Source organism: Mesorhizobium sp. M7A.F.Ca.MR.245.00.0.0, assembly GCF_003997415.1.
Taxonomy (GTDB): Bacteria; Pseudomonadota; Alphaproteobacteria; order Rhizobiales; family Rhizobiaceae; genus Mesorhizobium.
In genome coordinates this window covers 127,206-137,082 of sequence record NZ_RZTE01000015.1, presented here as the reverse complement: position 1 = coordinate 137,082, position 9,877 = coordinate 127,206, and the positions used below count along the sequence as shown (strand labels likewise).

The following is a 9,877-nucleotide window of genomic DNA, read 5'->3' as shown; positions in this document are numbered from 1 at the left end:
CTCCCCTACTCCCTGCGAGCATCATGCCTTACCAATCCCCAATTTCCCCCGGCCGTTCCTGGTACGAGGACACGGCGGGACCGAGGCCCGAATATCCCGGACTGGATGGCGACCGGACATGCGATGTCGTCATCATTGGTGGCGGCTTCACCGGGCTGTCGGCGGCGGCGCATCTGGCCAAGGCAGGCACCAATGTCGTGCTGATCGACGCGTACCGCTTCGGCGATGGCGCCTCCGGGCGCAATGGCGGGCAGCTCGGCACCGGCCAGCGCGCCTGGGCCGAGGACCTGGAATCCGAGTATGGCTTGGCCCGCGCCAAGGCGCTGTTTGATCTTGCCGAAGAGGCCAAGGCGCATCTCCTCGAATTCACTGCCGCCAACCAGATCGATATCGACTATATGCCGGGCCAGCTCTCGGTGGCGCACAAGCCCCGCTATGTCGACGACTACAAGGCGCATGCCGAGATCATGGCGAGCCGTTTTGCCTACCCGCATATCTCGTTCATGGATGCCAGGGAGACGGCGGAGCGGTTGGGCTCGACCGCCTATTTCGGCGGCACGCGCGACACCGGCACCGGCCACATCCATCCGATGAAGCTGGTGATCGGCACGGCGCGGGTGGCAGCGCTTGCAGGCGCGCAGCTGTTCGAGGGGACGCCGTCGACCGGCATCATGTCCAGTGGCGGCAAGGTCAAGGTTTCGACACCGAGAGGGACGGTGACGGCCCAGAAATGCCTGATAGCGGTCAACGCCTATGGCGGCACGCTCGAGCCGGTGAGTGCCGCGCACATCATGCCCATCGGTTCCTTCATCGGCGCGACGGTGCCTCTGTGGGCAGAGTCAGATGTGCTGCCGGGCGGCGAGGCGGTCGACGACTCCCGCTTCGTCGTGCGCTATTTCCGCAGATCGAAGGACGGGCGGCTGCTGTTTGGCGGACGCGAGGTTTATGGCGTCAACGATCCGAAGGATATCCACATTCACATCCGCCGCCAGATCGCGGAACTCTACCCCGCACTCAGGGATGTCGAGATCACGCATGGGTGGGGCGGCTATGTCGGCATCACTGTGCCGAGAAAGCCTTTCGTGCGCGAAGTGATGCCCAATGTGATCTCGGCCGGCGGCTATTCCGGCCACGGCGTCATGCTGTCGAACTATTTCGGTAAACTCTATGCTGAAACCGTTGCCGGCAACCGCGACCGGCTGAAGCTGATCGAGGATCTGAAAATCCCGCCGTTCCCCGGCGGTCGGCGCTTCCGCGCGCCGCTGCTGTTCCTGGCGCTCAACTGGTTTGCGTTGCGGGACAGGATCTAGTCGACCCACCTGATGTAATATTGTAATATTCATTGTAACATTTGTTGCCCGTGCGACGCATTGCGCAATTTCCCGCAAAGGCGCAGAATCCCCTATAATGGCGTACTGATGCCACAATCGCAGGCGAAAGCTGCCGGTTCTGGGCGATTGTTCGGGGATTGTTGCGGGACTGCCCGCGTTGTTTTTGGGACCTATGCGGATCAGACGCCGGACTTCCGGCACCGACCGAAAGAACGTCGGCCCGCTTATGGAGGTGGCAAGAGTGAGAGAGCCCTTCAGTTTCGGTACGCCGGAACGTCGGCGCTTTGCCATGCAGTTCGGATACGACATGCGGCCGTCCTTCTGGCAGGAAGTCCGTTCGAACTCGCATCTGGTCATCGCCGCGATCGGCACCGCCGCGCTGCTTGGCGTCGCCGCCGTGGCGCTGTGGCTGGCATTGCCGGCCAGCGACAGGCAAGCGGCAGCGAGCCCCGAGCAGACAATTCCAACGGTTCCGGTGAAGACGACGAAAATAACCCCGGTTGGGGCCGCGGTCGCCGCGGCAGCCGTGCCGCAGGCGCGCAAGTCCGACGCAATTCCAACTACCGTGGCGGCCGCGCAAACCAACCTCCCCGCACTTGCCGCTAATGACCCGCGCTGGACCGGTTCGCAGCCGAAGGACGCAACCACCTCCGATTCGACCGCTCCCAAGGCAGCGGACAAGCAAGCTGCGGCATTCGCACAGCCGGCAGCCGCTACCGATGCCGCCACCGAACTTGCCAAGGTAGCCGCGCCCAGCGCAGCCACGGGCAACCACCCCGACGGCGCACAAACCGCCGCCATCCCCGCGGTGCAGCCGCAAGTGCCAGCGGCGGAAGGCGATGACAGCCAGGCCAAGGCGAAGCCAAGGAAAGCCGCAGCCACCGGAACAGGGCGCATCCTGAGGGCCGTGACCATGCGAAGCGGCCCGAAGAAAAATGCCGCCGCCATCGGTACGGTGCCAGCCAAAACCTCGGTGCAGGTGAAGAGCTGCAAGCAATGGTGCCAGATCACCTACAACGGCAAGACCGGCTGGATCTACAAGAGTTACATCAAGACCGGCGCGTGACGCCTGGCACTTTCAGATGCAGCGGCCGCCATCGACCTCCAGCGCCACGCCGGTGATGAAGGCGGCTTCGTCCGAGGCCAGCCAGAGTGCGGCGTTGGCGATGTCGAGCGGCGTCGAAAGCCGGCCGAGCGGGATCGATGCGCGGAACTTCTCGCGGATCTCGGGCGTGTCGACGCCCATGAATTTCTCCAGCATGCCGGTTTCGCCTGCAACCGGGCAGAGGCAGTTGACGCGGATGTTCTTCGGCGCCAGTTCCACCGCCATCGATTTGGTGGCGGTGATCGCCCAGCCTTTCGACGCGTTGTACCAGGTGAGGCCGGGGCGCGGCCGCAGACCCGCGGTGGAGGCCGTGGTCAGGATGACGCCGCCGCCCTGCCGCTCCATGATCGGCACCACGGCGAGTGCCGCGTGATAGATCGCCTTCATGTTGACGGCGGTTATCAGGTCGAAGGTGTCCTCGTCGACATTGAGCATGTCGCCGTTGCGATGGGTATAGCCGGCATTGTTGACCATGATGTCGATGCGGCCGAAGGCGCTTTTGGCGGCATAGACCATCTCGTCGAATTCGGAGCGCAGCGAGACATCGGTCTGGGTCCAGATCGCCGCTTCTCCGATCTCACCGGCGACGCGTTCCGCGCCCCTGGCGTTGAGGTCGGCGACAACGACCTTGGCGCCCTCCTGCGCAAAGCGCCTGGCGATGCCCTCGCCAAAACCCGACGCAGCACCGGTGATAATCGCAACCTTGTTTTCCAGACGCATGTTTTTTCCGCTCATGATTGGTGACGATCAACGGGCACGTCATTGGCGCTCATCCGCGCAAAGCCACGGCTTCTGACTGGATTGGCCGAAAGATGTGGAGCCATCGCCGATTTCTCCTTTGGCTTTCGCGTCGATCCCGCTCTATGCTGCAACTGCGAAGGCTTCCGGAGCCGCGCCTTTCGACAAGCCTCCGGGTCATCGGACTGTCAAGGGGCAGGCGCATACACCCAGATGTGACACCATGGCACTGGAAAATTTAAATCGATTAGATTATATCAGCCGCGTCACAGCGACCGGCGTCAAAGCGGACAGACCATGACCAGCCAGATCATCCCCGTCGAGCCTTTCGACTTCATCATTTTCGGCGGCACCGGCGATCTGTCGGAACGCAAGCTTCTGCCGTCGCTCTATTATCGCCAGCGCGACCATCAGTTTTCGGAGCCGACACGCATCATCGGCACATCGCGCTCGAAAATGAGCGACGAAGAATTCCAGGCCTTCGCCAAACAGGCGATCTCCGAGCACGTCAAACCGGCCGACATCGACGCCAAGGAACTGAAGACTTTTCTGGCGCGACTATCCTACGTCTCGGCCGATGCGACGAGCGGCGCCGGCTTCGACAAGCTCAAGAAAGCGATCGGCGACAGCGACCGCATTCGAGCCTTCTACCTGGCGGTGGCGCCGGCGCTGTTCGGCGACATCTCGCACAAGCTGAAAGAGCACAATCTGATCACGCCGAACTCGCGCATCGTGCTGGAAAAGCCGATCGGCCGCGACCTCGATTCGGCACGTAAGCTCAACGACCTGGTCGGCGACGACTTCCACGAAAGCCAGATCTTCCGCATCGACCATTATCTCGGCAAGGAGACGGTGCAGAATCTGATGGCGCTGCGCTTCGCCAACGCGCTCTACGAGCCGTTGTGGAATTCAGCCCACATCGACCATGTGCAGATCACCGTGGCCGAGACCGTCGGTCTGGAAGACCGCGTCACCTATTACGACAAGGCCGGCGCGCTACGCGACATGGTGCAGAACCATATGCTGCAGCTGCTGTGCCTCGTCGCCATGGAAGCGCCATCGTCGATGGATGCCGACGCCGTGCGCGACGAAAAGCTGAAGGTGCTGCGGGCACTGAAGCGCATCAACGGCAACGAGGCGCCAAAGCACACCGTGCGCGGGCAGTATCGCGCCGGGGCTTCGGCCGGCGGACCGGTGAAAGGCTATGTCGAGGAACTCGGCAAGGATAGCAACACCGAAACCTTCGTCGCCATCAAGGCCGAGATCGGCAATTGGCGCTGGTCGGGCGTTCCGTTCTATCTCCGCACCGGCAAACGGCTGGCGACGCGGGTTTCGGAAATCGTCATCGAATTCAAGCCGATCCCGCATTCGATCTTCGGCGACAGCGCCGGACCGATCTTCGCCAACCAGCTTGTCATCCGGCTGCAGCCGGACGAAGGCGTCAAGCAGTTCATCATGATCAAGGATCCGGGTCCGGGCGGCATGCGGCTGCGCCAGATCTCGCTCGACATGAGTTTCGCACAGTCCTTCGACGGCCGCGCACCGGACGCCTATGAGCGGCTGATCATGGACGTCATCCGTGGCAACCAGACCCTGTTCATGCGCCGTGACGAAGTCGAGGCGGCGTGGAAATGGATCGACCCGATCCAGAATGCCTGGGAAAGTGCCAGGCAGGAGGCGCAGGGCTACACGGCGGGCACCTGGGGGCCATCGGCCTCGATAGCACTGATCGAGCGTGACGGGCGGACATGGCACGAGAGCAATTGAACAGCGCCGCCTATGACTGGAACGGCTTCGCCGGGCGCCAGGAACTGGCGGCCGCCCTTGCCGGTCATGCTGCAGGCAGACTGACCAAGGCGATCGCCGAGCGCGGCACGGGGTTGCTCGCCGTCTCCGGCGGCACCACGCCGGCAAAATTCCTCGCCGCCCTTTCAGCGATACCCATCGCCTGGGACAAGGTGATCGTGACGCTGGTCGACGAGCGTTTCGTGCCGGCCTCCTCGCCACGCTCCAATGCCGGACTGGTGACCGCCAATCTGTTGCAGAACGCGGCCAAGGCGGCTCGTTTCGTGCCGCTCTATCACGAAGCCACCAGCATCGAGGATGCGGCCTCGTCCGACGATGCAGCGCTCCGCTCCTTGCCCTGGCCGCTCGATGTCGTCGTGCTCGGCATGGGGCCGGACGGCCACACCGCCTCGTTCTTTCCCGATGCCGACGATCTGGCAACGCTGCTCGACCCGTCTTGCGACAGGATCGTGCTGCCCGTTCATGCGGCAAGTGCGGGCGAGCCGCGGCTGACCCTGTCGCTGGCGCGCATCGTCGAAGCCGGCTTCATCGCGCTGCACATAGAGGGTGAGGACAAGCGTATCGCCTTCGACGGCGCGGTGGCGCCCGGGCCGCGAAAGCCAATCCGTGCCGTGCTCGACGCAGCGCATAAGCCCGTAGAGGTTTTCTGGGCCCCCTGAATCTCGATTTACTCTGGTCCCGGCAAACGGCGGGAGGATGTTTCCGGGACCTCGCCTGAAAGGACCGACCGCCATGACCGCCAGACGCGACATCGAAGCCATCACCGAACGCATCCGCCAGCGCTCAAAGCCGGGCCGCGAGCGTTATCTCGGCCGCATCGCCGAGGCATCGAACCGCACCGCCAACCGGGCTGTGCTGTCGTGCGGCAATCTCGCCCACGGCTTTGCGGTGTGCAGCCCCTCGGAAAAGCTCGCGCTGGGCGCCGACAAGGTGCCGAACCTCGGCATCATCACCTCCTACAACGACATGCTGTCGGCGCATCAGCCGTTCGAGACCTTCCCCGCGCTGATCAAGGACGCGGCCCGCGAAGCCGGTGGCATTGCGCAGGTGGCCGGCGGCGTGCCGGCGATGTGCGACGGCGTCACCCAGGGCCAGCCCGGCATGGAGTTGTCGCTGTTTTCGCGCGATGTCATCGCCATGGCCGCAGCGATCGGCCTGTCGCACAACATGTTCGACGCCGCCGTCTATCTCGGCGTCTGCGACAAGATCGTGCCGGGGCTGGTCATCGCGGCACTCACCTTCGGCCATCTGCCGGCAGTGTTCATTCCGGCCGGACCGATGACGACCGGCCTGCCCAATGACGAGAAGGCCAAGGTCCGCCAGCTCTACGCCGAGGGCAAGGCCGGGCGCGCCGAACTGCTGGAAGCCGAGTCCAAATCCTATCATGGGCCGGGCACCTGCACCTTCTACGGCACGGCGAATTCCAACCAGATGCTCATGGAGATCATGGGCCTGCACACGCCGGGCGCTTCCTTCGTCAACCCCGGCACGCCGCTGCGCGAGGCGCTGACCCGCGAGGCGACGAAGCGGGCGCTGGCGATCACCGCGCTCGGCAACGCCTATACGCCTGTCGGCCGGATGATCGACGAGCGGTCGATCGTCAACGGCATCGTCGGTCTGCACGCCACTGGCGGCTCGACCAATCACACCATCCACCTGATCGCCATGGCGGCGGCGGCCGGCATAGCCATCACCTGGCAGGATATTTCCGACCTTTCGGAAGCCGTCCCGCTGCTGGCGCGGGTCTATCCGAACGGCCTCGCCGACGTGAACCATTTCCACGCCGCCGGCGGGCTCGGCTTCCTGATCCGCGAACTGCTCGACGAAGGCATCCTGCATGAGGATGTGCAGACGGTGTGGGGCGAAGGGCTGCGGCCCTATGCGGTCGAGGCAAAGCTCGGCGCCGACGGAGGCGTGGTGCGCGAGGCCTCGCCGAAGGCAAGCGGCGACGAAAAGGTGCTGGCGCCGTTCAACAAGGCATTCCAGGCGACCGGCGGTCTGAAGGTGCTGTCAGGCAATCTCGGCCATGCCGTCATCAAGACTTCCGCGGTGAAGCCGGAGCGGCGTATCATCGAGGCGCCGGCCAGGGTCTTCGACAGCCAACAAGGGCTGAACGATGCGTTCAAGGCAGGCACGCTGACCGGTGATTTCATCGCCGTCATCCGCTTCCAGGGGCCGAAGGCCAATGGCATGCCGGAACTGCACAAGCTGACCACCGTGCTCGGCATCCTGCAGGATCGCGGCCAGCGCGTCGCGCTGGTCACCGACGGGCGCATGTCTGGCGCCTCCGGCAAGGTGCCGGCGGCGATCCATGTGACGCCGGAGGCGGTCGAGGAGGGTCCTATCGCCAGGATCCACGAAGGCGACATCATCCGGCTCGACGCCGAAGCCGGCACACTCGAAGTCCTGGTGCCGGCCGGGGAGTTCGCCTTGCGCCGGACGGCGGATGCCGATCTTATCGGCAACGAGTTCGGCTTCGGCCGCGAACTGTTTGCCGGCTTCCGGCAATTGGTCGGCCGCGCCGACCATGGCGCCAGCGCCTTCGGCACCGCTTGACGGCAGTTCTGCGTCGTTCATGAAAAAGGGCGGCACATGGCCGCCCTCTTGCGGTTGTGCATACGATTCTATTGCACGGTTAGCTCGGCTCGCTCGCCGGCCTTGACCGTCACGTTGCCTTCTTTCGAACTGTTGTCGGATTTCTCCGAAACGACGGCGTAGTCGCCCGCCGGGATCGCTGCCTGATACTTCTGCTCGAATGCATAGCCAAGCGACTTGCGGTTGCCGTTGATGTCCTTCTTGGCCTCGAAAATCTCGATCTTCGAGGCTCCGGGCGCGGTGATCGCCAGCACGCCGGCATTCATTGCGACCTTCAGATCCTGAAATTCGCCCACCTTGACAGTGAACGGCTGCTCGACGACGGCGAGATCAACCGTCGCAATCAACACATAGTCATCGGGCGGCAGATCGAATTTGCTGTCGGGTCCGTAGGCATAGGTCACCTCGTCCCTGGTTCCATCGATCTTCTTTTTTGCCTTGAGCACCTTGAAGCCGATGCCTGAACCGTCCGCCTTGTCGCCGCCCGCAGCATAGTAAGCATTGGCAACGACATGGCCAACACCGGCAACCATGTCCTTTTCCACGGTCTTGCCGGCAGCCAGCGGAATCGTCTCGGTAGCCACGCCCTGCCCGATCGTGACAGTCACCTTCTGGTCGCCGGCCGGCAACACGGCTTTCGTCGTCCCATAAAAGGTGGCGGGCATGTCAGCACCAGGATAGTCGATGACGACAGCCGCGCCATCGACGACATCCGCCGCCGCGCTCGGTCGTGGGTGGATGATGAGCGTGCCGGCATTCAAGTTGAAAAGCGGCTTGTAGACCTGGCCGGCCTCGATCTTGACCTTCTGCTCGGTCTTGGCCTGGCCGTCACTGGCCACGACGATATAGTCGCCCGGTTCCAGATTGGCCTTGTAGGCGCCGTATTCGGTGCTGACGTAGTCGCCGCGCGTACCGTCGGGTTTGGCCTTGTAGATTTCCCAGGCGTTGCCGTCGGTGACGGGATCGCCGCCCTCGGCAAGCACCGCTGTCGGCAGGAAATTGAATTCCGGTTTGGCCGGCTCCGGCGCGGGCGCTGGCGCAGGTGCCGGAGCCGGTTCAGGAGCAGGCGCCGGCGCCGCCACTGTCTCGGCAAGCGCCTCCTGCAACGCCTTCTCGTCGGAGGCCTGGATGTACTTGCCGCCGGTGTTGTCGGCGAGGCAGGCGATCTGCCGGCCCTCATCGGCGGTCAGGCCGAAGCCGACGACATCGGCAGTGAAGTCGACGCCGGATGCCTCGAGCTCCTTGCCAAGCGCGCAAGGGTCGCCCCCGCATGTTTCGAGCCCGTCGGTGATGAGCACGACGGTCGCCTTGTCCTCGGTGTATTTCAACGCCTCGGCCGCCTGCTTGACGGCAGCGGTCAGCGGCGTCTTGCCGAGGAATTTCAGGCTGTCGGCAGCGGCCGAAATGGCGCTGCCCGAACCTGCCTGCGGCGGCACGATCAGCTGGATGTCGTCGCAGCTGCCCTTTTCACGGTGGCCATAGGCCATAAAGCCGATGTCGTCGTCGGTGGGGACCGATTGAAGCACGGTTCGAAGCGACTCTCGGGCGATTTCGAGCTTGGGCTTGCCGTCGATCTGCGCCCACATCGAGCCGGACGCATCGAGAATGATGATGACCTTGTTTGCGGCGAAGCCGAACGTCGTCATCGACAAAAGGAGGATCGCCGCAGCGACACCCCGTGCAAGTCCCGCCATCGAAATCTCCTAAATCCGCCCCTGATCCGGGCGGCAAGCTATTTGACGCGGCGCCGGGACACAAGTCCGGGCGCTTGACAGCCAGTTCGGCGACTTCGGCAGTTCCGGCAGCTTTCCATGATAGGAATTTTTTCTTGACTCGGTGACCTCAGCTATGGTACATTTTTGCCTATGGTGCTGATTTGCGCCGGTGACCCGCCGCTCAGGCGGGTTTTTCGTTTGATGCACCCGTCAGCCAACGCGGCGCGAAGGCTCCGAAAGAACCCGTTACCCGAATTCGCTACCCTGGCTCGATGCGCCGGGCCGAATGCCGAACTTTTCAGCGGAAGCGGAATTCAGTAAGTCGTGCGGCGCTCTTCCGAGGGCGGCCTGCCGAATTGCAGCCGGTAGCTTTGGGCGAAGTAGGAATGCGAGGTGAAGCCGGTCGCTATCGCCACATCGAGGATCGGCATGTTGGTCTGGCGCAGCAGTTCGCGCGCCCGCTCCAGCCGCAGCCGCATGTAATAACGGCCAGGCGTGACGCTGAGGTGGCGCAGGAACAGGCGCTCGACCTGGCGCACCGAAAGGCCGGCGGATTTGGCCAGCTGCACTGCCGACAGCGGCTCGGC

7 protein-coding genes and 1 pseudogene (1 of these 8 running past the window's edge) are annotated in these 9,877 nt (G+C 63.7%); 5 read left to right on the top strand and 3 right to left on the bottom strand.

Annotation, left to right across the window (positions count from 1 at the left end; translation table 11 throughout):
• The first annotated feature begins 23 nt into the window (after nucleotides 1-23).
• Together EOB80_RS17565 and EOB80_RS17560 are read left to right on the top strand one after the other, a co-directional pair.
• Nucleotides 24-1,310: an FAD-binding oxidoreductase gene (locus EOB80_RS17565; protein WP_127328773.1), complete on the top strand. Its 1,287-nt coding sequence runs from the start codon at nucleotides 24-26 to the stop codon at nucleotides 1,308-1,310.
• Nucleotides 1,311-1,572: 262 nt separating this feature from the next.
• Nucleotides 1,573-2,397 carry an SH3 domain-containing protein gene (locus tag EOB80_RS17560; RefSeq protein WP_164762649.1) on the top strand — a complete coding sequence of 275 codons (825 nt, stop codon included), beginning with the start codon at nucleotides 1,573-1,575 and terminating at the stop codon, nucleotides 2,395-2,397.
• Nucleotides 2,398-2,409: 12 nt separating this feature from the next.
• Here EOB80_RS17560 and EOB80_RS17555 read toward each other — a convergent pair whose 3' ends face one another.
• Complete coding sequence (locus tag EOB80_RS17555) at nucleotides 2,410-3,156, bottom strand: SDR family oxidoreductase (RefSeq protein WP_127328771.1); 747 nt, start codon at nucleotides 3,154-3,156, stop codon at nucleotides 2,410-2,412.
• A 315-nt stretch (nucleotides 3,157-3,471) separates the two neighbouring features.
• On the opposite strand from EOB80_RS17555, the gene zwf reads away from it, so the two are divergent.
• The 3 genes from zwf (at nucleotide 3,472) to edd (ending at nucleotide 7,536) form a co-directional block, all read left to right on the top strand.
• On the top strand, nucleotides 3,472-4,941 hold the full coding sequence (gene zwf, locus EOB80_RS17550) for a glucose-6-phosphate dehydrogenase (RefSeq protein WP_127320684.1): 1,470 nt from the start codon (nucleotides 3,472-3,474) through the stop codon (nucleotides 4,939-4,941).
• Nucleotides 4,923-5,639 carry a 6-phosphogluconolactonase gene (gene pgl / locus EOB80_RS17545; RefSeq protein ID WP_127328770.1) on the top strand — a complete coding sequence of 239 codons (717 nt, stop codon included), beginning with the start codon at nucleotides 4,923-4,925 and terminating at the stop codon, nucleotides 5,637-5,639. Before zwf ends, pgl begins: the two co-directional genes overlap by 19 nt.
• A 73-nt stretch (nucleotides 5,640-5,712) precedes the next feature.
• Nucleotides 5,713-7,536 carry a phosphogluconate dehydratase gene (edd, locus tag EOB80_RS17540; RefSeq protein ID WP_127328769.1) on the top strand — a complete coding sequence of 608 codons (1,824 nt, stop codon included), beginning with the start codon at nucleotides 5,713-5,715 and terminating at the stop codon, nucleotides 7,534-7,536.
• A 68-nt stretch (nucleotides 7,537-7,604) separates the two neighbouring features.
• On the opposite strand, the gene EOB80_RS17535 is transcribed toward edd, so the two are convergent.
• Together EOB80_RS17535 and EOB80_RS17530 are read right to left on the bottom strand one after the other, a co-directional pair.
• Nucleotides 7,605-9,269 carry a VWA domain-containing protein gene (locus EOB80_RS17535; RefSeq protein ID WP_127328768.1) on the bottom strand — a complete coding sequence of 555 codons (1,665 nt, stop codon included), beginning with the start codon at nucleotides 9,267-9,269 and terminating at the stop codon, nucleotides 7,605-7,607.
• Nucleotides 9,270-9,604: 335 nt separating this feature from the next.
• Nucleotides 9,605-9,877 (bottom strand): annotated as a pseudogene (locus EOB80_RS17530) (GlxA family transcriptional regulator); it runs 718 nt beyond the window's last position.

Coding starts and splice junctions, on each gene's coding strand:
- EOB80_RS17565 (WP_127328773.1), top strand. CDS start 24: ATGCCTTACCAATCCCCAATTTCCCCCGGCCGTTCCTGGTACGAGGAC.
- EOB80_RS17555 (WP_127328771.1), bottom strand. CDS start 3,156: ATGCGTCTGGAAAACAAGGTTGCGATTATCACCGGTGCTGCGTCGGGT.
- zwf (WP_127320684.1), top strand. CDS start 3,472: ATGACCAGCCAGATCATCCCCGTCGAGCCTTTCGACTTCATCATTTTC.
- pgl (WP_127328770.1), top strand. CDS start 4,923: ATGGCACGAGAGCAATTGAACAGCGCCGCCTATGACTGGAACGGCTTC.
- edd (WP_127328769.1), top strand. CDS start 5,713: ATGACCGCCAGACGCGACATCGAAGCCATCACCGAACGCATCCGCCAG.
- EOB80_RS17535 (WP_127328768.1), bottom strand. CDS start 9,269: ATGGCGGGACTTGCACGGGGTGTCGCTGCGGCGATCCTCCTTTTGTCG.